20 protein-coding genes and 1 tRNA gene are annotated in these 23,390 nt (G+C 72.5%); 5 read left to right on the top strand and 16 right to left on the bottom strand.

Annotation, left to right across the window (positions count from 1 at the left end; all coding sequences use genetic code 11):
- Window positions 1–48: 48 nt before the first annotated feature.
- Window positions 49–624: a helix-turn-helix domain-containing protein gene (locus tag AB0I06_RS30025; RefSeq protein ID WP_363121984.1), complete on the top strand. Its 576-nt coding sequence runs from the start codon at window positions 49–51 to the stop codon at window positions 622–624.
- Between the two features lie 13 nt (window positions 625–637).
- Entirely contained in the window at window positions 638–808 is a 171-nt protein-coding gene (locus tag AB0I06_RS30020; protein ID WP_363121983.1) for a hypothetical protein, read from the top strand.
- On the opposite strand, the gene AB0I06_RS30015 is transcribed toward AB0I06_RS30020, so the two are convergent.
- The 6 genes from AB0I06_RS30015 to AB0I06_RS29990 all read right to left on the bottom strand — a co-directional run bounded on the left by AB0I06_RS30015 (window position 805) and on the right by AB0I06_RS29990 (window position 7,199).
- Window positions 805–1,596 carry a S16 family serine protease gene (locus AB0I06_RS30015; protein WP_363121982.1) on the bottom strand — a complete coding sequence of 264 codons (792 nt, stop codon included), beginning with the start codon at window positions 1,594–1,596 and terminating at the stop codon, window positions 805–807. The genes AB0I06_RS30020 and AB0I06_RS30015 overlap by 4 nt on opposite strands.
- 75 nt (window positions 1,597–1,671) lie before the next feature.
- A complete protein-coding gene (locus tag AB0I06_RS30010) occupies window positions 1,672–2,313 on the bottom strand; it encodes a helix-turn-helix domain-containing protein (RefSeq protein WP_363121981.1) in 642 nt (213 codons plus the stop codon).
- Between the two features lie 333 nt (window positions 2,314–2,646).
- The gene (locus AB0I06_RS30005) at window positions 2,647–4,446 is read right to left on the bottom strand and encodes a DEAD/DEAH box helicase (protein ID WP_363121980.1); all 1,800 of its coding nucleotides are present in this window, start codon (window positions 4,444–4,446) and stop codon (window positions 2,647–2,649) included.
- Between the two features lie 136 nt (window positions 4,447–4,582).
- Window positions 4,583–4,966, bottom strand: a complete 384-nt coding sequence (locus AB0I06_RS30000; protein WP_363121979.1) for a type II toxin-antitoxin system death-on-curing family toxin — start codon at window positions 4,964–4,966, stop codon at window positions 4,583–4,585.
- A complete protein-coding gene (locus AB0I06_RS29995; RefSeq protein WP_363121978.1) occupies window positions 4,963–5,163 on the bottom strand; it encodes a hypothetical protein in 201 nt (66 codons plus the stop codon). Before AB0I06_RS29995 ends, AB0I06_RS30000 begins: the two co-directional genes overlap by 4 nt.
- A 377-nt stretch (window positions 5,164–5,540) precedes the next feature.
- Window positions 5,541–7,199: an MFS transporter gene (locus AB0I06_RS29990; protein ID WP_363121977.1), complete on the bottom strand. Its 1,659-nt coding sequence runs from the start codon at window positions 7,197–7,199 to the stop codon at window positions 5,541–5,543.
- A 189-nt stretch (window positions 7,200–7,388) separates the two neighbouring features.
- Between AB0I06_RS29990 and AB0I06_RS29985 the strand changes: the two genes are divergently transcribed.
- Window positions 7,389–7,460, top strand: a tRNA-Cys gene (locus tag AB0I06_RS29985).
- Between the two features lie 120 nt (window positions 7,461–7,580).
- Here the strand turns inward: AB0I06_RS29985 and AB0I06_RS29980 are convergent.
- The 3 genes from AB0I06_RS29980 to AB0I06_RS29970 all read right to left on the bottom strand — a co-directional run bounded on the left by AB0I06_RS29980 (window position 7,581) and on the right by AB0I06_RS29970 (window position 10,179).
- Window positions 7,581–8,213 carry a GntR family transcriptional regulator gene (locus AB0I06_RS29980; protein ID WP_363121976.1) on the bottom strand — a complete coding sequence of 211 codons (633 nt, stop codon included), beginning with the start codon at window positions 8,211–8,213 and terminating at the stop codon, window positions 7,581–7,583.
- A 141-nt stretch (window positions 8,214–8,354) separates the two neighbouring features.
- On the bottom strand, window positions 8,355–8,894 hold the full coding sequence (locus tag AB0I06_RS29975) for a hypothetical protein (protein ID WP_363121975.1): 540 nt from the start codon (window positions 8,892–8,894) through the stop codon (window positions 8,355–8,357).
- A gap of 877 nt (window positions 8,895–9,771) precedes the next feature.
- On the bottom strand, window positions 9,772–10,179 hold the full coding sequence (locus AB0I06_RS29970; RefSeq protein ID WP_363121974.1) for a hypothetical protein: 408 nt from the start codon (window positions 10,177–10,179) through the stop codon (window positions 9,772–9,774).
- A gap of 341 nt (window positions 10,180–10,520) precedes the next feature.
- Between AB0I06_RS29970 and AB0I06_RS29965 the strand changes: the two genes are divergently transcribed.
- Window positions 10,521–11,741, top strand: a complete 1,221-nt coding sequence (locus AB0I06_RS29965; RefSeq protein ID WP_363121972.1) for an LAETG motif-containing sortase-dependent surface protein — start codon at window positions 10,521–10,523, stop codon at window positions 11,739–11,741.
- 10 nt (window positions 11,742–11,751) lie between these two features.
- Here AB0I06_RS29965 and AB0I06_RS29960 read toward each other — a convergent pair whose 3' ends face one another.
- The 7 genes from AB0I06_RS29960 to AB0I06_RS29930 all read right to left on the bottom strand — a co-directional run bounded on the left by AB0I06_RS29960 (window position 11,752) and on the right by AB0I06_RS29930 (window position 21,800).
- Window positions 11,752–12,921 (bottom strand): SUKH-4 family immunity protein, encoded by a 1,170-nt coding sequence (locus AB0I06_RS29960; RefSeq protein WP_363121971.1) that lies wholly within the window; start codon window positions 12,919–12,921, stop codon window positions 11,752–11,754.
- Window positions 12,922–13,211: 290 nt separating this feature from the next.
- Window positions 13,212–15,530 carry a molybdopterin cofactor-binding domain-containing protein gene (locus AB0I06_RS29955; protein ID WP_363121970.1) on the bottom strand — a complete coding sequence of 773 codons (2,319 nt, stop codon included), beginning with the start codon at window positions 15,528–15,530 and terminating at the stop codon, window positions 13,212–13,214.
- Window positions 15,527–17,917, bottom strand: coding sequence for a 2Fe-2S iron-sulfur cluster-binding protein (locus tag AB0I06_RS29950; RefSeq protein WP_363121969.1), 2,391 nt, complete (start codon window positions 17,915–17,917; stop codon window positions 15,527–15,529). Before AB0I06_RS29950 ends, AB0I06_RS29955 begins: the two co-directional genes overlap by 4 nt.
- Entirely contained in the window at window positions 17,914–18,807 is an 894-nt protein-coding gene (locus AB0I06_RS29945; protein ID WP_363121968.1) for an FAD binding domain-containing protein, read from the bottom strand. Before AB0I06_RS29945 ends, AB0I06_RS29950 begins: the two co-directional genes overlap by 4 nt.
- 259 nt (window positions 18,808–19,066) lie before the next feature.
- Window positions 19,067–20,689 (bottom strand): beta-N-acetylhexosaminidase, encoded by a 1,623-nt coding sequence (locus tag AB0I06_RS29940; RefSeq protein ID WP_363121967.1) that lies wholly within the window; start codon window positions 20,687–20,689, stop codon window positions 19,067–19,069.
- Window positions 20,690–20,916: 227 nt separating this feature from the next.
- Window positions 20,917–21,198 (bottom strand): DUF3039 domain-containing protein, encoded by a 282-nt coding sequence (locus AB0I06_RS29935; protein ID WP_010039914.1) that lies wholly within the window; start codon window positions 21,196–21,198, stop codon window positions 20,917–20,919.
- Between the two features lie 29 nt (window positions 21,199–21,227).
- A complete protein-coding gene (locus tag AB0I06_RS29930; RefSeq protein WP_352119173.1) occupies window positions 21,228–21,800 on the bottom strand; it encodes a YqgE/AlgH family protein in 573 nt (190 codons plus the stop codon).
- Window positions 21,801–22,052: 252 nt separating this feature from the next.
- Here AB0I06_RS29930 and murA point away from each other — a divergent pair.
- Window positions 22,053–23,390, top strand: a 1,338-nt coding sequence (gene murA, locus AB0I06_RS29925) for a UDP-N-acetylglucosamine 1-carboxyvinyltransferase (protein ID WP_356445774.1), incomplete at its 3' end; no start/stop codon positions are given.

Here is a 23,390-nt window from a genome sequence, read left to right as displayed (position 1 = left end):
ACAAAGAAGCCGTTGCAAAAGAGGCTTTGCAACGCTACCTTTGCATGCATGAGCGACGAACCGGCTCCCCGACTGCTCGACGCCCGCTCCCTGCGCGGTCTGGCGCACCCCCTGCGCATGCAGCTGCTGATCGCACTGCGGCGTGGCGGGCCCGCCACAGCCTCCCAACTGGCAGAGAAACTGGGCGAGTCGAGCGGCGCCACCAGCTACCACCTACGGCAACTCGCCGCGCACGGCTTCGTCACCGACGACCCGGAGCGCGGCAAGGGGCGGGAGCGCTGGTGGAAGGCGGTGGACCAGGGCGTCCAACTCGACGAGACGCTGATCCAGGACCCGGATCCCGCCGTGCGCGGAGCCGTCGCCCTCTTCCGCTACGAACTCGCGAACGTGCACACGCGGGAGGTCGCGACCTATCTCGGCAACACGAGCGAATGGGCCGCGGAGTGGGACGGCGCGACCGATCTGAGCGACTTCACGCTGCGGCTCACTCCCGAACTCGCACGGGAGCTGATCGGCAAGATGCACGAGCTCGTCCAGAGCTACCGCCCGCTCCCCGAGGGCACCCCGGACGCCGAAACGGTACGCGTCCACACGCACGTCTTCCCCAGCCAGACGACGCTGTGAGAGGCCATCACCCATGCACCCGGACATCCACCTCGCCCTGCACCACGCCCGCGCCGCGGAACTCCGCGCCGAGGCCGGACCCCGCCCGGCACCCCGGCAGGACCTCCGTACCCGTCTGGGCTGGACCCTCATAGAAGTCGGGCTGAAGCTCGCCGGCCGGCCCGGGCCGGTGCCCGTCCACTAGCAGCTGGGGACGGAGCCCTTCCCGGTCTCCAGGGCCACCAGGGAACTCACCGTGCCCTTCAGCGTGGTCACCGGAATCAACCGCAGGCCCTTCGGCAGTTCGGCACGGGCGTCCCCGCACTCCGCCTTCGGGACCAGGAACACCGTCGCCCCGTCCCGCTTCGCCGCCTGGGTCTTGAGGGCGACGCCCCCCACCGCACCGACCCGGCCGGACGCGTCGATCGTGCCCGTGCCGGCGATGACCCGGCCGCCCGTGAGGTCCCCGCCCGTGCCGTCGCCGTCGAGCTTGTCGACGATCCCGAGGGAGAAGAGCAGCCCCGCACTGGGCCCGCCCACATCCGCGAGCTTCAGGCTGACCTCGATGTCCTTGCCGTCGAGGTCGAGGTAGCCCAGCGCGGCCTGCGTCGCCGCGTCCTGGGACTCCTTCATCTGCTTCTCGTTGTGCCGCTCGATCTCCTTGACGCTGTTCCCGCTCGGGTAGACGGAGTCACGCGGCATGACCGCCTGGTCGGTGCGGAACCAGCTGTCGATGAGGTCGGGGAGCGAGACCCGGGTGTCCGGGGAGGTCGCCTCGATGGTGGTCATCCGCAGCTGGCCGGAGGTCTTCCGGACGGGCGCACCGGAGATGGTGATCACCTGGGTGCCCTTGTTCTCGCCCAGCACGTTCGCCGTCAGCCCCGGCTGCGCCACCGAGAACGGCAACGGCGCGAGCACCGCCGTGGCGAACAGGGCCACGACGGGAAGGGCGCAGACGGCGATGGCCTGGGGGCGCGTGAGGCGAGAGAACACGGGATCAATCTAACGTGGGGCCGCGGTACGGCCGGGATCAGGGCGTCCCGGTCCCCTCCATTACAGGGGCGTATGTCAGCGCAGTGCCTCCGCCACCTCCCGGGCCGCGTCGAGGACCCTCGGTCCCACGCGTTCCGGTACCGCCTCCGCCAGCATCACCACGCCCACGCTGCCCTCGACGCCCGTCACACCCAGCAGCGGCGCCGCCGCCCCGCACGCGCCCGCCTCCAGCTCCCCGTGGGTCAGCGTGTAGCCGGGGCCGGTCATCGGGTGCTGCCGGGCCGCGAGGATCGCCTTGCCCGCGGCGCCCCGGTCCAAGGGGTGCCGGAACCCGGCCCGGTAGGCGACGTGATAGTCCGTCCAGGTCGGCTCCACCACCGCCACGGCCAGCGCGTCCGCGCCGTCGACGAGGGTCAGGTGCGCCGTCGCGCCGATGTCCTCGGCCAGTGACCGCAGCGCCGGCATCGCGGCCTCCCGCACCAGCGGATGGACCTGCCGCCCCAGGCGCAGCACGCCGAGGCCGACCCGGGCACGCCCGCCGAGGTCACGGCGTATGAGGGCGTGCTGTTCCAGCGTGGCGAGCAACCGGTACACAACGGTCCGGTTCACGCCGAGCCGGAGGGACAGCTCGGTCACGGTCAGCCCGTGGTCGGTGTCGGCGAGCAGCTTGAGGACACGCAGTCCCCGGTCGAGCGTCTGAGAGGTCTCCGCGGTCACGACGCCCACTCCTTAGTGGTGAGGTCGGCGGCCCCTCGGTCGGCGGATGCGTCACCGAGTCCCGTCGGTCACGCGCTTCAGAGGCCGCCGATCGGCCGGCGGCCCGGCCTGTCCGGGCCGCGTCGCTTCACGGCTGCGCTCCGCGGCGGCGCTGCCACGGGGCGTGTGCGTAGCCGGACAGTAGCGAAGCAGGTTCGCTGAGCGGAAGGCTCCGTCCAGAATCCGGGCACCGCCGAGTACGGCCTGTCGCTCTTTGCGGTGGTATGCGCCTCGCGAGGGCGTGCGGAACCGCACGACCGGCCTCACGGGTCCCGCAGGCAACGGACGCCTGCGTCACTTCATCCGCGTGGCCCACTCCTGCACCTTGGCGATCCGCTGCTTGAGCTGTCCCGCCGTCGCCTCCGCCGCCGGAGGCCCCCCGCACACCCGCCGCAGCTCCGTGTGGATCACTCCGTGCGGCTTGCCGCTCTGGTGGACGTACGCGCCGACCATCGTGTTGAGCTGCCGGCGCAGCTCCATCATCTCCTTGTGGGAGACCACCGGGCGCCGCTCGGCGGGCACTTCGAGCAGGTCGGCCTCCTCGTCCGGCTTCTTGCGGCTGTGCGCGATCTGCCGGGCCTGCCGCTTCTGGAGCAGCAGCTGCACCTGGTCGGGTTCCAGCAGCCCCGGGATGCCGAGGTAGTCCTGCTCCTCCTCGCTGCCCGGGTGCGCCTGCATGCCGAACTCGGCGCCGTTGTACATGACCCGGTCGAAGACGGCCTCGGACTCCAGCGCCTCGAAGGAGAACTGCTCCTGCTCGCCGGTGTCCTCGTCCTGCTCCCGGTTCGCCTCGTCCATCTCCTTCTCGGACTCGGCGTAGGGGTCCTCCTCGCCCTCCTTCTTGGGCTTGTCGAGGACGTGGTCGCGCTCGCGCTCCATCTCGTTGGCGAAGGAGAGCAGGTCGGGCACGGTCGGCAGGAACACGGACGCCGTCTCGCCGCGCCGCCGGGACCGCACGAAACGCCCCACGGCCTGCGCGAAGAACAGCGGCGTGGAGATGGTGGTGGCGTACACCCCGACCGCGAGCCGGGGCACGTCGACGCCCTCGGACACCATCCGCACGGCGACCATCCACCGGTCGTTGTTCGCGCTGAACTGGTCGATCCGCTCGGAGGCGCCGGAGTCGTCGGACAGCACGAGGGTCGCGCCGGTGCCGGTGATCTCCCGGATGAGCTTGGCGTACGCGCGCGCCGAGTCCTGGTCGGAGGCGATGACGAGGGCACCGGCGTCCGGGATGGCCTTCCTGACCTCGGTCAGCCGCTGGTCGGCGGCGCGCAGCACGGACGGCATCCACTCACCGCGCGGGTCGAGGGCGGTCCGCCAGGCCTGGCTGATGGCGTCCTTGGTCATCGGCTCGCCGAGCCGGGCGGCGATCTCGTCACCGGCCTTGGTGCGCCAGCGCATGTTGCCGCTGTAGGAGAGGAAGATGACGGGCCGCACGACGTTGTCGGCGAGCGCGTTGCCGTAGCCGTAGGTGTAGTCGGCCGCCGACCGCCGGATGCCGTCGTTGCCCTCCTCGTACGTGACGAAGGGGATGGGATTGGTGTCGGACCGGAAGGGCGTACCGGTCAGGGCGAGCCGACGGGTCGCCGGCTCGAACGCCTCCAGACAGGCCTCGCCCCAGGACTTGCTGTCACCGGCGTGGTGGATCTCGTCGAGGATGACCAGCGTCTTGCGCTGCTCCACGCGGTTGCGGTGCAGCATGGGCCGCACGCCCACACCGGCGTACGTCACGGCGATCCCGTGGTACTCCCGGCCGAGCGGCCCGGCGCTGTACTCCGGGTCGAGCTTGATCCCTATCCGGGCGGCGGCCTCGGCCCACTGCTTCTTCAGGTGCTCGGTCGGGGCGACCACGGTCACCTGCTGTACGACGTGGTGGTGCAGCAGCCAGGACGCCAGCGTCAGCGCGAAGGTCGTCTTGCCGGCGCCGGGGGTGGCGACCGCAAGGAAGTCCCGCGGCTGCTCCTGGATGTACTTCTCCATCGCACCCTGCTGCCAGGCGCGGAGCTTGCTGGCGGTGCCCCACGGGGCGCGGCCGGGGAACGCCGGGGAGAGGTGGTGCGAGGCAGTGCTGGTGCCGGCGGTGGTAGTCACGGTCTCCGTTGGGGGTCGGGCGGCTCGTGCGAGGAGCCTGACGGCTCGGCTACGTATGACAACCGGGCCACCCTACCGGCGCCCCGAGCCGGCCCACGCGCGGACCGGGCCGGGTCGCCCGTGGGTGGGACCGACGTCACAGCCCCCGCAAGCGCCCCGCGATCTCCCCGACCTCTCCCTCGGCCCCGGACGCGACGTCGACGACCAGCGTGTAGGCCGCGTCCTGGTCCACCCCGGCCGTGTCGACGCCGTTGAGGGCGAGGAAGGTGGCGGTGGCCAGCCACGCCGTGCGCTTGTTGCCGTCGACGAGGGGGTGGTTGGTGGCGAGGGCGTGGAGCAGGGCGGCCGCCTGCTCGTACAGGTCGTCGTAGGCGGCAGTGCCGAACATCCGTGCGCGGGGACGGTGCACGGCGGAGGCCAGCAGCCCGGGGGCACGCGCCTCGGGCGGCCGTCCGCCGAAGGCGATCTCGGCGATGGCGGTGACCTCGCCGACGGTCAGGTACCGGGTGTCCCTGGTCATTCGCCGAGCCTCCTCAGCAGGTCGGCGTGGTGGCGCGCGAGCCCTTCCGCGACGGCACGCACGCGTCCGTCCTCCTGCCGCAGGTGGGCGCGTACGGCCGCGAGCGCGACCTCTTCGGGCGTACGGCCCTGTGCGTCGGCGAGGTCGTCGAGGGCCGCGCGCAGGCCGGGGTCGAGGGACAGCACGAGCTGGGACATGCGCCGAGGCTACGGGGGGCGTCGGCGGGTGACGACCGCTTTTACCGGTGCCGGAGCGTCCCGGGTGTGCCCCGGGGTCGGCCGCCGGTTCATGGCCGGTTGCGGGGGGCCGCGCAGGGTCTGCGGCCGGTTCGAGGGGGCGCCGCCCCGGGTCCACCACCCGTCTACGGCCGGTTCCAGGGGCACCGCCTCAGGTCAGCCGCGGGTCCACAGCACCTTCCAAGGGCGCCCGCCGCGGGGCCGTCGCCGACCTGCGGCCCGTTCCGGGGAGCCACCCTGGACCCGTCGCCGACCCACGGCCCGTTCCCAGGACGTCGCCCCGCGGTCCGCCGGTCCACGGCCCCTTCCAAGGACGCCGCCCCGGATCCGCCACCTCTCTACGGCCGGTGTTCGCGCAGCCGCGTCGACACCCAGGCCCCGGCCAGCGCCACCACCGCCATTGGCAGGAACACCGCGGTGAAGGCGGCCGGGTGGGAGCCGGAGGCGTGGGCGGCCGTGTGGGTCACCGTGCCGCCGCCCAGCGCGGCGAAGGCGGCGCCCCCGGCGGACAGCAGGACGACGTTGGAGAGGCCGTCGGAGATCTGGAGGGCGGCGGAGTTGGTGCCGGCCTCCTCGGGGGCGGACAGCTTGAGCAGCAGCACGCTCGTGGAGGAGATCACGAGTCCCATCCCGAAACAGCCGAAGGCCCAGGCGACGGCCACGGTCCACACGGGCACGGAGTCGATCAGCACACTCGGCGCCGTGGCGATGGCCGAGGCCACCAGCAGCATTCCGACCGTGGCCAGCCGCTCCCGGTACGGTTCCACCCGCGAGCGCGACTGCACCCAGGAGCCCAGCGCCCACGTCCCGCCGCCCGCGGCGAGCGAGAACCCGGCCAGGGTCGGACTGAGTCCCCGCTGGGTGACGAGCATCAGCGGCACGAACGACTCGGCGGCGATGAAGGACCCGGCGGCGACGCCGCGCAGCAGCACGACGGACGGCAGCCCGCGCGCGGCCCGGTAGGTGCCGCGCGGCAGCAGCCCCAGCACGGCGGGCACGAGCAGGGCCACCCCGACGGCGCCGGGCAGCAGCGACAGCGGACGCAGATCCTGGGCGGCGTACTGGAGCAGTCCGGCCCCCAGCGAGATGGCCAGGGCGAGCCGGATCCGCCGACGGTCGAAGGAGGGGGGCGAGGGGTCTTCCGGGGCAGGCGTGTCCACCGTCCTGCCCGGGTCCGCCGTGACGGGCCGGTCGGCCAGGGCGGTCCTTTCGGCCGGGACCGGCAGATCCGACGCCGGCACGGGCGGATCCGCCGGGACGGCACTCTCCGTCGGGACAGAACCCTCCACCGGGGCGGAATTGTCCATGGGCGCCCGTTTCGTGACGGTCCCTCCCGTCGGCCCGCTCGCCGCCGGCCCGGCCGCCCGCCGCCGTATCTGCGGCAGGGCGAGCGCGAGCGGGAGGACGACGAGCACGGGTATCCCCACGAACACCCACCGCCAGCCCAACTGCTCGGTGACCGTACCGGCGGCGAGCGGGCCGACGATCGACGGCAGCACCCAGCTCGCGGCGAACGCGGCCATGATGGCCGGCCGCAACCGCTCCGGATAGGCCCGTCCGACGACGACGTACAGCGCGACGATCACCAGCCCGCCGCCGAACCCCTGCACGGCCCGCCCCAGGATGAACACCCACATCGTCCCCGCGGTCCCCGACAGCAGCAGCCCGGCCGCGAAGGAGGCGATGCCCGTCGTCAACGGCCCGAGGGGGCCGCGCCGGTCCGACCACTGCCCGGACAGCACCATGCCGAACAGGCTGGTCGTGAAGTACCCGGAGAACGCGAACGCGTACAGGGACACCCCGTCCAGTTCCCGGGCCGCGACCGGCATCGCCGTCCCCACGGCGGTCGCCTCGAAGGCGATGAGCAGCACGACGGAGACGATCCCGACACTCAACGCCCGGTACGCCGCCCCCAGCACGCCCTCGTCACACTCGGACACGGAGGGCGGATCAGCGGCTTCCCCGACATCGGCATCACGCGGCTTCGAGACGGTCATGCCCGCCAGCGTAAGGTGCACGCCCCGCTTTGACCCCTGTCCCGAGACGGTCCCGGCCTGAGACCTTGGTCGTAGACCTCTCCTCGAATCCCCCTCTATGAACCGCGTATGGCAGTCACGTTGCAGCCCACCCCAGATCCTTGAGGCCCCGCCCCGCCCCGGCCTACCGTCGACACAGCTCGACAACACGGCCGTGTGCCCGAGTGGTTCAGGGGCTCGCCTGCAAAGCGAGTAACGCGGGTTCGAATCCCGCCACGGCCTCTAGTGCCTTGGCCAGGCGAAATGATGGGCGGCGTCCCCGTAGGGATGCCGCCCTTTTGGCCGTCCGTCTCAGTTCCCGTCTCAGTTCGTCCACCCAAGGACACCTGCAGACCCCCGCCGTCATCGTCGGGCATGTCTACGCACTCGTGATGTCGATTGGGCGACGCTTGCCTCACCACTCGTCACGGGCCGTACGCCCCTCCTCAGCCTGCTTTGCTTGCACCTCTGGGTCCAGACGTCCAATGACTGATTCCCCCGTCCGACGGGCAACGCTCGGACTTCCCGCCCTCGCGCGGCACCCTTGCCGATGAGTCCTTGCCCCTCCATCTGCGCGATGGCTGAACGGACGGCCGTCCGCGAGGCTCCGAACCGCTCGCATAGCTCCTTCTCTGTGGGGAAGCGGTCGCCGACCCTGACCCCGTCGGCCCGCACCAGGTCGGTCACCTTCTCGACCAACGGCCGGCGGTCGCCAGTCCCCGCCACGAACCACCCGGCACCCTGTACCGACTCGATGACGCCCTCACCCTTGAGCGCGGCAAGCGCCCACTCGATGGTGCTGCGGCTCACGCCGTCCTCGCTCGCGAGTACCGACTGAGACGGCAGCGCTTCCGTGATCCCGCCGTCCCTGATCTTCTCGCGGAGGGATTCGGAGACCTCCAAGTACGTACCGCGGACTGCCCTGCGGCACGTGACCTCCCCTTCCTCTGCCTCGCCGGTGTCCCGGTGGGCGCCTAACGGATTCAACTTTGCCACGTGCCCCGCGACTGACCGATGGTCTCGCCTCCCCTGTTCCGGTCTCGCACTCTCTGCCAGTGCCTCCCCGGGCACGATGCAGAAGGGCCCCACCGCGAGGTGGGGCCCTTCGATGCGCGGATATCGTGGCGCCTGAACAGCCTAGGGGCGGTTACCCTCGTTCCAGATGTAGACACCGGTGGTGCCCGCGCCGTACCAACCCTCCGGCCCAATCTCGGCCGTGAGAAACGGGTACTCGCTGATGGACTCCCGAACCTCGGCCGGGTTCACTTGCCCGTACGGCTGGTTGAAGACCAGGGCGGGCCTGCCGGTGGTCCGGGAAAGCCACGTGGTCGTGTGGTCGTAGAACCCCGGCTTGCCGTGACATTCCCTCTTGGCGCAGCGGCCCTTGTCGAGCCAGTGAAGCCCGGACTGACACCCCGTGTTGCCAATCTTGAGGTCGTACCGGTCCGCCCAGTCCAGCAGGTCCACGCGCATCTGGACGTAGATGTTCGGGCCGTAGGGCCAGTGCACGCCGTCGGCGTCGCGGTCGAGCACGCCCCGAGCTCGATCGTCCAGAGAGCTGATCAGTTCCTTCTGGTCAGCACTCTGGCAGCTCCAACACCACCATTGCGCTTCGCCGATCCCGGAGCCGAAGTACAGTCCCTGCCGGGATCGTCCGCATCCCTCGCAGTCATACATGATCTAGCTCCTTCACTTCTCGTCAGGCCCGGTTCGGTGCTGTCGGGAACGGTTCAGACAGTTCGGTCCCTCCGGAGGAACCGGAAGGCAGAACCGCCTGGCTCCCGGTGGTTCAGGACCACCCGGAATCACCGTGTATGACCTGGGCTTTTGTCTGAAGTACACCCAGTCATGCGCTTATCATCGCGCGGGGCGCGCTTCCGCAGTCCCAGAACCACAGATTTGATCCGGTAGCCATAGCCAAGCTAAGGGCCTTTGGCGCCGGCTCCACGAGGTACGTTCAGGGGTGGGCGCGCCGAGAACGCCCAGCACGCCGTGAGAGGAACCGAAAGCCAGATGGAATCCGCCACCGCCGCCCAGGAACGGCTGCGCGCACGCCAGCGGGAGCTTCAGACCGAACTGGCACAGGTCCAGCGTCAGCTGAAGCAACTGGAGACAACGGTGGTCGCCTCTCGGTGGCGGCATACCCCCAGTGGCCCGAAGGGACGCGGCACCCTCTACCACGCGACGACGAACCGGAGTTGCTTCCCGGCAAGCAGGCCGGAAGAGATCACCCTGTATGAGGCCCTACAGACGGGACTGGGCCCGTGCTCCAGGTGCCGGCCGAACAGCGCCTAGCCCCCAGGCACCATGGGGCCGATCCTCTTCCGGCAACACTGAACGTTCGCCCACGAGGTACAAGACGTGCGCGCCCGTCTCAGTTTCCGTCTCATTCATCGCCGTACGCAGCCGTACGGCGCAGTTCACGCTGCCCGGTAGGTGCGGCCGTTCGTACGGGGCTGAACGGCGACGGACGCACCCGGATAGAGCCCTGACCAGCGCCGACAAACCTGCAAAGCGAGTAACGCGGGTTCGAATCCCGCCACGGCCTCCGACGTCAGCCCGCCGAGCACAGACCTTCGTTCGGGCAGAACATGACCCACGTGTAGTTGTAACCCGTGTGGATCGTCACGGGGTTCGGGGAAGGGCCGTCGTTGACGGAGGACCCCGTGTCGGGTGTGGCGGTGAAGGTGACCGTCGTTCCGACCACGAAGCTCGCGGTGCACGTGCCCGTCGGGTTCGGCTGCGGGTCGTTGGAGGCGTACGGGTCCCACGCCTCCTGGTGGCAGTTGATGCCGGCCGGCTGGCTGGTGATGGTGCCGCCGCCCCAGCCGTCGCTGACGTACGCGGACAGTTGAGCGGTGGTCTGGGCCTGGGCCGGGGCCACGGAGGCGATCGCGGCGGCCGTGGCGAGTGCGGTGAGGACGCCTGTCACGCGCCAGGCGCCGACGGTGTTCTTCCTCATGGGAGGCTCCTCGGATCGATCCATGTCGACCCCTGCGACCAGCCTATGGGCCGTCCCGGGGATCTGCCACGGGAGTGGGTCGCGCGGCGTCAACCGGCGCTCGGTGAGGGGACGGTGCTCGGCTCGTCGTGTCCCTCCACGGACCGGGCATGGGTGCCCGCCCGAGGGGGAAGGGCGCGTCGGAGCGCTCCGTCGCGGGCTCCGGCGCGCCGCCCCGGCTGCGGTCCGGCAAAGTCGTGCACAACCCCGAGCCCCCTTCAGGTGTCCAGGACATGACCGGTAGCGGACGCTCCGGTCGTCGTGCCTCCGGGCCGACGAGGTAACCCGACGAGGAGAACACCGTGCACCTCCGCCCCTCGGCAGCCGTCCTGGCCGCTGCCGTGATCGCCGTCGCCGGTCCCGCTGTCGCCGCGCCCCTGGCGCACGCGGAGGAGGGCGGGCCGGACCTGGTCGTGTCGGCGCTGCCGGGCGCGACGCCCGAGCCGGGCGAGGTGTACGACAAGTCCGTCACCCTCACCAACAAGGGCACGGCCGCCGTGGACGGGGTCACCTTCCGGGTGCGTCTGACGCGGGGGCTGGACTTCCCCGAGCAGGTGAAGGGCTGCACCTACTCGACCGTCCAGGACAAGGTGCGGCAGGCGGTCTGTGAACTCGACACGGTCATCGAGCCCGGTGCCTCCGTCACCACGCCCGTCCGGTTCAAGGCGCTGGGCAGCGCCCTGATGGAGGCCGTCGAGTACGGCACGAGCGCGAGCGGTGAGGCGCCGGGCGAGGGGTTCGACGACAGCTACCGGCGGCTGACCCTGACCGCGGACAACACCGCCGACCTCGTCGCGGTCGGCGAGTCGACCGAGGCGCTGGCCGGTGACAAGCAGTCGGTCACGGCGACCCTGCGCAACGACGGCCCCGGCTGGGTGCAGAACCAGGAGAGCGACGACCTCCCGGCCCTGCTGGTGCAGATCCCGCCGGGCACCGTGGCCGTGGGTGTGCCGAAGGACTGCGCGCCGTTCGGGATCGACGGCCCCAGCGCGCCGCGGGGGACCACGGGCAAGCCGAAGTACGTCTGCTGGCCGCAGGACGGGACCCTCGACGTCGGCCAGTCCCTCCTGTACACCTTCACGCTGAAGATCAAGGAGTCGGCGCAGGACACCGAGGGCCAGGTCAAGGCGTCGTCCGTCTACGACATCGCCCCGGCGTACGACAAGAACCGCGCCAACAACACCGCCCTGATCAGCATCGACCTGCCGAGCGACTACGAGCCCGAGCCGAGCCCCTCGGACGGCGCCGACGGTGGCTCCGGCGACGGCGGGAACGGCAACGACCCGGAGGGGCAGGCCGCCGGCGGCACGGGCGCCACGGCGTCCCCCTCGGAGTCGGCCTCGACCGGCACCACGACGGGTGGCTCCACCGGCACCACGACCAACGGCACCACGGGCGGCAACCTCGCCACCACCGGCTCCGACGGCACTCCGCTCCTCGCCGGTGCGGCTGCCGCAGCCGCGGTGATCGGCGGCGGCCTGGTGTTCGTCGTGCGCCGCCGCACCGCCTCCACGTCGGCCTGACGGCAGCCCGTCAGAGCACTCCGCCCGCCTCGTCCTGGAAGGCGTCCGTCCAGTAATGGCGGACCGAACGGCCGTCGGCGGTCGCACCCGTCGGGTCGACCGTCGACAGGACCTGAAGCATCGTCATGGCCAGCTGGTCGTAGGTGTCGGTCGTCAGCTCGTGGGACGACCCGGCGTCTATCGCGCGCTCGCGGTGCAGCAGCCAGAGGGTGAAGGCGAGGGTCGACACGTCCGTGTTGAGCGGGTGGAGCGCCGCCTCGGGCTCGTTCCAGTTGAGGACCGCGCCCGTCGCCCCGTCGATGACGAGGCTGTTGTCCTCGATCAGGTGGCCGAGGCGGATCAGGCGGTGGGCCCCGGCGGGCAGTTCGGCCGGGGTGGCGGCGTCGGCTTGGTACTCGGCGAGCGTCGCCAGGGGGACGTCCGTGTCCAGGGAGAAGACGTGGGCGTCCTCGGGCAGGCCCACCTCGCGCAGGAAGCGGCGGGTCGGTTCGTGGGTGAGGGCCGCGGGGAAGTCGACGTCCTCGAAGCGCGCCACCTTGCCGGGGCCGAACTCCTGGTCCAGGAGGCGGTGCGGGAGGTCCAGGGAGAGGCCGGACGCGCCGCCGCGGCCCGCCACCAGGGACAGCGGGCGGATCAGGGCCGCCATCTTCCAGAACGGGGCCGGTTCGCCGTCCTCGCCGTCCCGGAACACCGCCAGCAGGTGCTGGGACGCCTCCGCCACCGCCTTGAGGCCGTAGCGGCCCGCGTAGGAGGCGAACTGGCCGCGCAGGCCCGCCAGTTCGTCCGTGGCCTCCGCGAAGCGCACCAGCGTGCGCAGCGAGGGGGCCAGAGGGCGGCGGTCCATCAGGTCGGGGCGGTCGTGCGAGACGTACGTCGTGGAGATCTCGCCCGTCGCGCCGTCCAGCAGGACCGATTCCGTCTCCAGGCCGACCGGGCCCAGCAGTCCGCCTATCACCAGCTGCTCGCGCAGCTCGGCCGGGAGGAGGCCGTCCGGGTCGCCGGTGGAGTCGGCGACCGTGCGCAGGCCCTCGCGGCTCAGCTCCGCGAAGCTCAGCACACCGCTGTCGCAGGGCAGTCCGGGGCCGGTCAGCCAGTACCGCGTGGACGCGTGCGTCACCCACGGGTCCAGCTCGGACTCACTCAGAGTGATCACCGCAGAACCGGCGTCGGTCGTACTCATGGGCTCCCCCGCATGCGCTCGCTCACCGTCCCCTGGCGGAGCACGGCAGACCGCCCGGCGCAGCCCGGCAGCCTTTCCCCACTGCCCGGAACAGTACGCCCCACCACTGACAACGCCCCGGAACAGCGACGCGCGCCGACGACCGCGCCGCGTCACCCCATAAGACGCTCGGAGCACCCTCGCGCGTTCCCTCGCCGCCGCACCCGCTCCGGCCTCCGGCGCACCGCCGGTTCCTCAGCGCCTGGGCCCGACGCCCGACACACGGCACACGACGCGGCACCGAGCGGTTCTCAGGCCCGTTCGGTGACCACCGCGGCCTGGGGGCGGATCGGGAGGCGGTTCACCGGGCGGCCCGTCGCGGCGCGGACGGCGGACGCCACGGCCGCCGGGGACGTCACCACCGGCACCGCGCTGACCGCCTTGGCCCCGAAGGGGGCGACCACGTCCCGTTCCTCGACCAGCCGGACGATACGGATGTCGGGCGCGTCGAGGGCGGTCGGCAGGGCGTAACCCGTCAGGTCGGGGTGGCGGATCAGGCCGCGCGGCGTGCGGAGGTTCTCCGTGAGCGCGATGCCCACGCCCTGGGTGACACCCCCCTCGATCCGGGCGGCGAGCTGGGCGGGGTTCAGGACGCGGCCCACGTCCTGGGCGACGGCCAGCTCCACGACCCGCACGGAACCGATCTCGATGTCGACGTCCACCACCGCGCGGATCGCGCAGAAGGCCATGCCCACGAAGGCGTCGCCCTGGCCGGTCTCGTTCAGCGGCTCGGTCGGGTGCGGGCGGCACTGGGCGGTGGCCCACAGCTCCTTGCCGTCCAGCGCTTCGGTGACGGTCGTGGACAGGACCCCGTCGTACGACGTGATCTTGCCGTCGGTGATCTGGAGCAGCTCCGTCGACATGCCGAACTTGTGGGCGAGCGGCTGGAGGAGCTGGGTGCGGACCATCTTGGCCGCGCGCTCCACCGCCCCGCCCGAGACCCAGGTGTGCCGGCCGCGGCACCCCGCGCCCGCCGGGGGCTGGTCGGTGTCGACGGGCGCCACGTGCACCTCGTCGATGCCGAGCGTCTCCTGGACGATCTGGCGGGCCAGCGTCGTGAAGCCCTGGCCGGTCTCGACGGCCGCGCACAGCACCGTCGCGACACCGTCGTGGACCTTCACGGTCGCCGTGGAGACCTCGTCGGCGCCCTCCGCGCCGAGCATGTGCACCATGCCCACGCCGTAGCCCACGCCCCGGCGCACCGCGCCCGGCTCGCCCGCGCCCTCGGGGCCGCCGGGCAGCAGCCACTCGTCCTCGGGGGTGTCCTTGGGCAGCGGCGGCAGGGGGAAGTCCCGGACCGCCTGGAGCAGTTCGGCGACGGGGGCCGGGCAGGTCACCGTCTGGCCGGTCGGCAGCACGTCGCCGGTCGCCAGGGCGTTGCGCAGCCGCACTTCGGCCGGGTCGAGGCCGAGCTTCTTGGCGATCTTGTCCATCTGCGCCTCGTAGGCGGCGCAGACCTGCATGGCGCCCTCACCGCGTACGTGGCCGGACGGGGGGTTGTTGGTGCGTACGGCCCAGCCCTCGATGAAGGCGTTCGGGACGACGTAGGGGCCGCAGGCGAACGCGACGGCGGCGGCCAGGGCCTCGGAGGAGGTGTCGGCGTAGGCGCCCGCGTCGAGCAGGATCTGCGCCTCGACCTTGACGAGTCTGCCCTCGCCGTCGGCGTGGTGACGGTAGCGCAGCAGGGTGGGATGCCGGTGGACGTGGCCGAGGAAGGACTCCTCGCGCGTGGCGGTGAGTTTCACCGGGCAGCCGGTGCGCAGCGCCAGCAGGCCGAGCGGAAGCTGGAAGCCCTGGTCCTCGCGGTCGGCGGTGGCGCCGGGGACGCCGGTCACGACGACCTTGACGCGCTCGGGCTCCAGGCCCAGGGCGGCGGCGGCCGCGTCACGGTCGGCGTGCGGGTCGGTGGAGGCGAGGTACAGCTCCACGCCGCCGTCCGGGCGCGGCACGGCCAGGCCCGCCTCGGCGCCGATGGGCGCGGGGTCCTGGCGGCCGATGCGGTAGAGGCCCTCGACGACGATCTCGCCGGCCGCCTCCGGGTCGCCGTGGCGCAGCGGGATGTGCCGGATCAGGTTGCCGTCGGGGTGCAGCGGCTCGGCCTCGAAGGCCTGCTCCGGGTCGGTCACCGGGTCGAGCACCTCGTACTCGACGATGACGGCGGCGGCCGCCATGCGCGCGGTGTCCGGGTGGTCGGCGGCGACGGCGGCGATGGGCTCGCCGTGGTGGCGCACGACCTCGGAGGCGAAGACCGGGCGGTCGGCCGTGCCGCGGCCGTGCAACGGGGCGCCGGGGATGTCCTCGTGGGTGACGACGGCACGGACGCCGGGCATCTCGCGCGCGTGGCTGGTGTCGATGGACAGGATGCGCGCGTGCGGATGCGGAGAGCGCAGCACGGCCGCCCACAGCAGGCCCTCGGCCCACAGGTCGGCGGCGTACGGGAAGGTGCCCTCGGTCTTGGCGCGGGCGTCGGCGGGCGGGAGCGAGGCGCCGATGCCGTGCGGAAGCGGTTCTGGGGCGGGGGCGGCCTCCGCGGCCTGTGCGGCCTGGGCGGTGGCTGCTTCGTTGCTCACGCGGGGCCTCCGTCCTGGCCGTAGGGCTGGTCATGCGGTTCCGGGGAGTGCGGTTCCGGGCGGTGCGGTTGCGGGGGCGCCCCGAAGGCCGAGGCGTTCACGCCACCGGCGCCCGGGCCGGCCTGGTGCGGGATGCGGGCCTCGTCGCCGGAGCCGTCGGCGGGCGCGGCGTGGGCCTCGCGTTCGGCGACGACTTCCTTGACGGCGTCGACCACGCCCCGGTACCCGGAGCAGCGGCAGAGGTTGCCGCACAGGGCCTGGCGGGTCTCCAGCTCGGTGGGCGCCGGGTTGCCCTCCAGCAGGTCGTGCACGGTCATCGCCATGCCCGGGACGCAGAAGCCGCACTGCACGGCGCCGCAGCGCGCGAGCGCCCGCTGCACGTCCGAGGGCTGCCCGTCCTCGGCCAGGCCCTCGACGGTGCGGACCTCGCTGCCGGCGGCGGTCACGGCCGGGACGAGGCAGGACGCCACGAGGCGCCCGTCGACCTGGACGTTGCAGGCGCCGCACTCGCCCTGCGAGCAGCCGTCCTTGGCGCCCGCGAGCCCGAGCCGCTCGCGCAGCACGTACAGCAGGGACTCGCCGATCCAGGCGTCGCCGACGGGGCGGTCGGCGCCGTTGACGCGCAGGACGTAGGAGGCGAGCGGGTGTTCCTCCTGGGGTGCGGTGCCGGAGGGGGCATCGGACGGGGCGTCCGTGGTGCCGGCCGGGCCGGCCGCCGGGTCCTCGCCGGGGCCGGGGTCCGCCGGGGTCTCGCCGTCGGCGGCCTCCGGACGGGTGCCGGCGTCCGCGTCCGCTTCCGCCGGGGCCTGGCCGGCAGTGGGCTCGGAGGGGCTGTCGGCGGCCTCCGGGGCCTCAGGAGCGTCCTGTGCGGGCTCGACGGCCTCACCGGCCCCAGGAGCGGCCTGTGAGGCTTCCCGGGCCTCCTGGGCGCCCTGAGCGTCCTCGGCGTCCTGCGCGAGCGCGGCGGCTTCCGGGTGTGTCTCCGGCCCGGGCTCCTGCGGGTGGGGGCCGGGGGTCTCCTCGTACGACTCGTACGACGGCTCGGGCGCGTGGTCGGCGGGCGACGGATGACCGTCGGAGCCGGGCGCCTCCGGGGCGTGCCCGGGGAAGTCGGCGGGGTCGGCAGCGTGGTCGTCGAAGCCGGCGGACTGCGAGCCGTGGTCGTCGAAGCCCGCGGACTGCGAGCCGTGGTCGTCGAAGGCGGCGGACTGCGGCCCGTGTTCGGCGAACTCGGCGTACGCGGCCGCCTCGGGCCGGTCCTGGTCGGCGTGGGCGGACGGGCCCACCGGGTGACCGGCCGCCCCGAGGGCCTCCGGTGCGTACTCCGACGGCCGGGGCGCGACACCGGCACCGTGCGTCTCCGGCCCGTGGCCGGTGTCCTCGTGCGGCCCGGGCGCGTACTCCGACGGCCGGGGCGCGACACCGGCACCGTGCGTCTCCGGACCGTGCCCGGCGGTCCCCGACGGCTCCGGGGCATGACCGAACTCCCCCGGCCCGTGGCCGGTGTCCTCGTGCGGTCCCGGGGCGTGGGCGTCCTGCGGGTGGCCGGCGTCGTCCGGGCCCGTCTCCCGCGGCAGCGGCCCGGCCTGCTGCCCGGGCGCGTACTCGGCGGCCGGTCCGGCGTCGCCCTGCTGTCCGTGGCCGTGGCCCGGTTCGTGCCCGAACTCGTGGGGGTGGCCCGGCTGCTCGTGCCCGGCCGTGTCCTGCTGCCCCCACGGCGCCCCCGCCGTCTGTGTCGCCCAGGGCGCGGGCGCGCCGCCCGGCAGCGTGGCCGGCGGGGTGCCGCCCCACTGCTCGACCAGCGAGGACGTGGTGAACTCGCCCGACTCGTCCGGAAGGTCGCCCCCGGCGACGGGGATGGACCACTGCCCTGTCACGTCGTGGCCGGGCGCGGCTTCGACGGCCGCGGCCTCCTCGAAGTGCCACTGCCCGGTCGCCGCCGGGTTGTACGTGAACCGGTCGTCCCCGGTGGTCCGGCCCGCGCCGGAGCCGTAGGGCGTCCCGGGGTCGTACGGCGCGTCGGAGCCGTAGGGCTGTCCGGGCACGTCGTGGCCGTGCTGGTGCGCGCCGTGCTCGTGACCGTGCTGCTGGTGCGCGGCGTTCGGGTCGTGCCACTGCGCCCCGTCGACCGGCGCGCCCGGGACCGGCCACGCGCCCGTGGCGGCCGGGTCGGTGCCGGCGGTCGTCGCGGGGCTGACCGTTATCTGCGGCGGCACGTAGCCGTGGCCGGGCGCGGCGAGGGGGCTGTCGGCGGCGAGCAGGGCGTCGACGCCTCCCTCGGGGAGTTCGACGAAGGCCGTGGCGCCGTCGTCGTACTCGCCCTGGGGCAACGGGTCCCAGCGGCTGCCGCCCCGGGGCGTGCCCTCTCCGTGCTGGTCGTCGGTCACGACAGCGCCCTCCCCAGTGCTCGTCGGGCCAGCGCGGCGACGGTGCGCCGCAGGTGCAGAACGGCGGGCGGGAGCTGCGCGACCGAGCCGTCCTCGGCCGGCGCCGCGTCGGGGATGCAGGCCGCGGCGACGTACTCACCGAAGGCGCTCAGGGCCTCCGGGACGAGCGCGCGGTTGTTGTCCCAGTCGATGAGGCTGCCGACCCACTGCTCGGCCTCCAGGGGCCGCAGCGGCATCGGCGCTATGGCGCCCACCGCGCAGCGCACACCCCGGCGCGCGGGGTCCAGGACCAGGGCCACGGACGCCACCGCGCGCCCCGGGCCGGTCCGGCCGGTCGCCTTCAGGAAGACCTGCGGGGCGTGCAGCAGGGGCACGCGCACGTAGCCGATGAGTTCACCGGCGCGCAGCATGTCCACCCCGGCCAGCAGGTGCGACACGGGGATCTCCCGGCGGGCCCCGCCCGGACCCGCGATGATCAAGGTCGCTTCCAGGGCGGCCAGCACCGGCAGCGCGTCCCCGGTGGGGGCGGCCGAGGCGATGTTGCCGCCCAGGGTGCCCGCGTTGCGGATGTGCGGCGGGCCCGCGGCGCGCGCGGCGGCGGCGAGCGCCGGGATCAGGGCCGCGAAGTCCGGGCGGCCCATGCGCGCGTGCGTGAGGCCGGCGCCGAGCAGCGCGTGGCCGTCCAGGTACTGCCAGCCGCGGATCTCGTTGATGCGGCCGAGTCCCACCAGGGCGGCGGGCCTGAGCTGCCCGGAGTTGACGGCGGCCATCAGGTCGGTGCCGCCCGCGACGGGCACGGCGGCGGGCACGGCGGTGAGTGCCGCGACGGCCTCGTCCAGCGTCGTGGGCAGCGTGACGGCCTGCGCCGCCTGCGGTGCGTGCGTGGTCAAACCGGCTGCCCCTTCCCGCTGCCCCACCTGGTCCCACCTGTGCTGCCGTACGGTACGTGCTGACAGGGCGGACGTGGCAACTCTGGCACATCTTGGCGAGAGCCGAGGACACGGGTCCGCTAGGAGGCATTCGCCCACCTCACCGGCGAGATGGTCCGTTTTCGCACAGGTTCAGCAGTGCATGCCGATTGGCACTTTCGGTGACCCTTGTGCGCTTTTTCCGTGGCCTGTTCGAGCTGTTCGGTCACGAGGGGCGCGCCTACCGGTTCGGCGGCGGGCCGTCGATCGGGCGTCCCAGGACGCCGGGGCGCCGCTGCCAGGGCAGGGGGCCCGCGGGGGGCCGGTAGGCCACGCCCAGGGCATCGAGCCGCCGGTAGTGGGCGGTCATACGGCGCCGGAAACCGGCGAAGTCCCGGTCCGCCGGGGCCGGCAGGGCACTCCAGGCCACCTCCGCGAAGGCCGCGAGGCGGGGGAACGCCTGGTAGTCCACGCGCGCCTGGTCCTCCATCACCTCGGTCCACAGGTTGGCCTGGGTACCCAGCACGTGCCGGGCCTCCTCGGGCGTCAACTCCGGCGGCACCGGCTCGAACCGGTAGACGTCCTCCAGGGTGCGCACCCACCCGATCGGTACCGGCTCGTCGGGGCCCGGGTCCTGACGGTGGTCCAGGTACACATGCTGCTCGGGGCACATGACGACGTCGTGGCCGGCCCGGGCGGCGGCGACGCCCCCGGCGCGGCCCCGCCAGGAGGACACGGCCGCGCCCTTCGCCAGACCGCCCTCCAGGATCTCGTCCCAGCCGATCAGACGCCGCCCGCGCGCGGAGAGCCACGCGTCGAAGTGCCCGATGAACCAGGACTGGAGCTCGTCCTCGTCCGCGAGCCCCAGTTCGCGCATGCGCGCCTGGGCGGTGGCCGACCTCCGCCACTGCTCCTTGGGGCATTCGTCGCCGCCGATGTGGACGAACTCCGAGGGGAACAGGGCGAGCACCTCCTCGAGGACGCCCTCGTAGAAGCGCAGGGTGGTGTCGGTGGGGGCGAGTACGTTCGGGTTGATCCCCCAGGTCTCCCAGACGGTGAGGGCGGCGGTGTCGACGACGTCGGTGTTGCCGAGTTCCGGGTACGCGGCGATGGCGGCCTGCGAGTGGCCCGGTACGTCGATCTCGGGCACGACGGTGATGTGCCGCTCTGCGGCGTAGGACACGATCTCCCGGATGTCGTCCTGGGTGTAATAGCCGCCGTGCGGCTTGTCCTCCCACAAGGGGGAGGCCCGGTGGCCGGTTTTCGTGCGGGCGCGCCAGGAGCCGATCCCGGTCAGCCGGGGATGCCGCTCGATCTCGATGCGCCAGCCCTGGTCGTCCGTCAGGTGGAAGTGGAAGACGTTGAGTTTGTGCGCCGCCAGCAGATCGAGGAAACGCAGCACGCCGTCCTTGGGCATGAAGTGCCGGGCGACGTCGAGCATCGTGCCGCGCCAGCGGAATCGGGGGGCGTCCTCGATCGTCAGGTACGGCACGATCCAGGCGCGGTCGCGGTCGAGCGGGGCCCTGCGGCAGGCGTCGGGGCCGAGGAGCTGACGCAGCGTCTGGGCACCCCAGAAGACTCCGGCCGCGTCGCCGCCCTCGATGAGGACGCCGGAGCCGTCGCTGACGAGGCGGTACTCCTCGGGGCCGAGGCCGGGGTCGCGGCGCAGCCCGATGCCGCCCCCGGCTTCGCCGAGCTCCCGCGCCTCGCGCAGCGGCAGGCCGGTGGCCTGCCGGAGGGCGGTGCCCAGCCAGTGGGCGACGCCCTCGGTCGCGGTGTCCGCGTAGAGCCGGGAGTGGCACGTCAGCCGCAGCTCACCGGTGCCTGTGACGACGCTGCGGGGTTGCGGAATCAGTGGGCTCACGTCAGCCGCAGCTTCATGGAGTCGCCCTCCGGCGAGATTGTTGCAGCCTGCGCAATGACGGTTTCGCTGTGCACAACACCTGGGAGGCTAGGGCCCGCGGGAACAGGCCACAAGAGGTCTGAACCATTTTGTGCCCGGCGGACGCACCCCGCGATGCTCCGGACAGCACAAAAGCCCCCAGGGCACGCGAAGCGTGCTCCGGGGGCTTCACGCCCGGCGGGCCGGGCCTACTTGTCGCCCTTGCCCTTGTCGTCGTCGCCGGAGCCCATCGACTCGTAGATCTCCTTGCACATGGGACACACGGGGTACTTCTTCGGGTCGCGGCCCGGCACCCAGACCTTGCCGCACAGCGCCACGACGGGAGTGCCGTCGAGGGCGCTCGCCATGATCTTGTCCTTCTGGACGTAATGGGCGAAGCGCTCGTGGTCACCGTCACCGTGGGAGGTCTGCGGCGTCGGCTCAACGAGGGTCCCCGTACCAGTCCCGCGCTCGGGCTCGAGAGTGCTCATAGGGCCAAGGGTACTGAAGCTCACAGGCATCAGTTGAGCGAAGGGTCGTCCGGGTAGGTCGCGACCATCGCCAGCTCGCTGCGCTGGCGCCGCAGCACCTCGCGCCAGAGCCGCTCGGGGGACGGGGAGGAGACGTCACCGGGCTCCGACTCGACGACGTACCACGCGCCGTCCACCAGCTCGTCCTCCAGCTGGCCCGGGCCCCAGCCGGCGTATCCGGCGAAGATGCGCAGCGAGCCGAGGGCGGAGGCCAGCAGCTCCGGAGGGGCCTCCAGGTCGACCAGCCCGATCGCGCCGTGCACCCGCCGCCAGCCCAGCGGGGCGGCCTCGCCGGACGCGCCGCCGGGGACGACCGCGACGCCGAGGGCGGAGTCCAGCGACACCGGGCCGCCCTGGAAGACGACACCCGGTTCCACGGCGAGATCTCCCCAGCCCTCCAGGATGTCGCCCACGTCCACCGGGGTGGGGCGGTTGAGGACGACACCGAGGGAGCCCTCCTCGTCGTGGTCGAGGAGCAGCACCACCGCACGGTCGAAGTTCGGGTCCGCCAGGGCGGGGGTGGCCACGAGCAACCGCCCTGTGAGCGAGGACACCTCGGTCATGGCAGACATGATCCCGCATCTTGCCTCGGCATGGGGAGCCAATACGGGGAGACCCGTGCACGCAGCTCAGGGCGCACCGAAGCGTTGTGCGCGCACGGAAGGGGCGGTGACCCCATGTGCCCGGCACGGAACCGTTCGTGTTGTGACAGAGCTATGACGTGGCTGGGTCCTGCTCAGGCTTACAGAAGGGGGGCGGTGGGCGATTACCCTTTCCCTCCTGGCCCCTGCCCGACTCCATGGAACGCGAGATTCATGACCGTCAACGACGATGTCCTGCTTGTCCACGGCGGAACCCCGCTGGAGGGCGAGATCCGTGTCCGCGGTGCGAAGAACCTCGTACCGAAGGCCATGGTCGCAGCGCTGCTGGGCAGCGCTCCGAGCCGGCTCCGCAATGTTCCGGACATCCGCGACGTCCGAGTCGTACGGGGTCTGCTGCAGCTGCACGGTGTGACGGTCCGTCCGGGTGACGAGCCCGGCGAACTGGTGATGGACCCGACGCGCGTGGAGAGCGCGAACGTCGCCGACATCGATGCCCACGCCGGTTCGAGCCGTATCCCGATCCTGTTCTGCGGCCCGCTGCTGCACCGCCTCGGCCACGCGTTCATCCCCGGCCTCGGCGGCTGCGACATCGGCGGCCGGCCCATCGACTTCCACTTCGAGGTGCTGCGACAGTTCGGCGCGACCATCGAGAAGCGCGCGGACGGCCAGTACCTGGAGGCGCCGCGGCGGCTGCGCGGCACCAAGATCCAGCTGCCCTACCCGTCCGTCGGCGCGACCGAGCAGGTGCTGCTGACGGCCGTCCTCGCCGAGGGTGTCACCGAGCTCTCGAACGCGGCCGTCGAGCCGGAGATCGAGGACCTCATCTGCGTCCTGCAGAAGATGGGCGCCATCATCGCGATGGACACCGACCGCACCATCCGCGTCACCGGTGTGGACAAGCTCGGCGGCTACAACCACCGCGCCCTGCCGGACCGTCTCGAGGCCGCGTCCTGGGCGTCGGCGGCGCTGGCGACCGAGGGCGACATCTACGTCCGCGGCGCCCAGCAGCGCTCGATGATGACGTTCCTGAACACCTACCGCAAGGTGGGCGGGGCGTTCGAGATCGACGACGAGGGCATCCGCTTCTGGCACCCCGGCGGGCAGCTGAAGTCCATTGCGCTGGAGACGGACGTGCACCCGGGCTTCCAGACCGACTGGCAGCAGCCGCTGGTGGTCGCCCTGACCCAGGCCACGGGCCTGTCCATCATCCACGAGACGGTCTACGAGTCCCGCCTCGGCTTCACGTCCGCCCTGAACCAGATGGGCGCGCACATCCAGCTCTACCGCGAGTGCCTGGGCGGCTCGAACTGCCGCTTCGGCCAGCGCAACTTCCTGCACTCGGCGGTCGTCTCCGGCCCGACCAAGCTTCAGGGCGCGGACCTGGTCATCCCCGACCTGCGCGGCGGTTTCTCGTACCTGATCGCGGCGCTGGCGGCCCAGGGCACGTCCCGCGTCCACGGCATCGGCCTCATCAACCGCGGCTACGAGAACTTCATGGAGAAGCTCGTGGAGCTGGGCGCGAAGGTCGAACTGCCCGGCAAGGCGCTCGGG

Source organism: Streptomyces sp. NPDC050674 (assembly GCF_040654575.1).
Lineage (GTDB): Bacteria > Actinomycetota > Actinomycetes > Streptomycetales > Streptomycetaceae > Streptomyces.
Note: the sequence above shows the minus strand (reverse complement) of the source record. Positions and strands in the feature narration are given on the sequence as shown.

Excerpts from the sequence above, each read along its gene's own strand:
- AB0I06_RS30025 (WP_363121984.1), top strand. The coding sequence starts at position 49 with ATGAGCGACGAACCGGCTCCCCGACTGCTCGACGCCCGCTCCCTGCGC.
- AB0I06_RS30020 (WP_363121983.1), top strand. The coding sequence starts at position 638 with ATGCACCCGGACATCCACCTCGCCCTGCACCACGCCCGCGCCGCGGAA.
- AB0I06_RS30000 (WP_363121979.1), bottom strand. The coding sequence starts at position 4,966 with ATGACCAGGGACACCCGGTACCTGACCGTCGGCGAGGTCACCGCCATC.
- AB0I06_RS29995 (WP_363121978.1), bottom strand. The coding sequence starts at position 5,163 with ATGTCCCAGCTCGTGCTGTCCCTCGACCCCGGCCTGCGCGCGGCCCTC.
- AB0I06_RS29990 (WP_363121977.1), bottom strand. The coding sequence starts at position 7,199 with ATGACCGTCTCGAAGCCGCGTGATGCCGATGTCGGGGAAGCCGCTGAT.
- AB0I06_RS29975 (WP_363121975.1), bottom strand. The coding sequence starts at position 8,894 with ATGTATGACTGCGAGGGATGCGGACGATCCCGGCAGGGACTGTACTTC.
- AB0I06_RS29970 (WP_363121974.1), bottom strand. The coding sequence starts at position 10,179 with ATGAGGAAGAACACCGTCGGCGCCTGGCGCGTGACAGGCGTCCTCACC.
- AB0I06_RS29960 (WP_363121971.1), bottom strand. The coding sequence starts at position 12,921 with ATGAGTACGACCGACGCCGGTTCTGCGGTGATCACTCTGAGTGAGTCC.
- AB0I06_RS29935 (WP_010039914.1), bottom strand. The coding sequence starts at position 21,198 with ATGAGCACTCTCGAGCCCGAGCGCGGGACTGGTACGGGGACCCTCGTT.
- AB0I06_RS29930 (WP_352119173.1), bottom strand. The coding sequence starts at position 21,800 with ATGACCGAGGTGTCCTCGCTCACAGGGCGGTTGCTCGTGGCCACCCCC.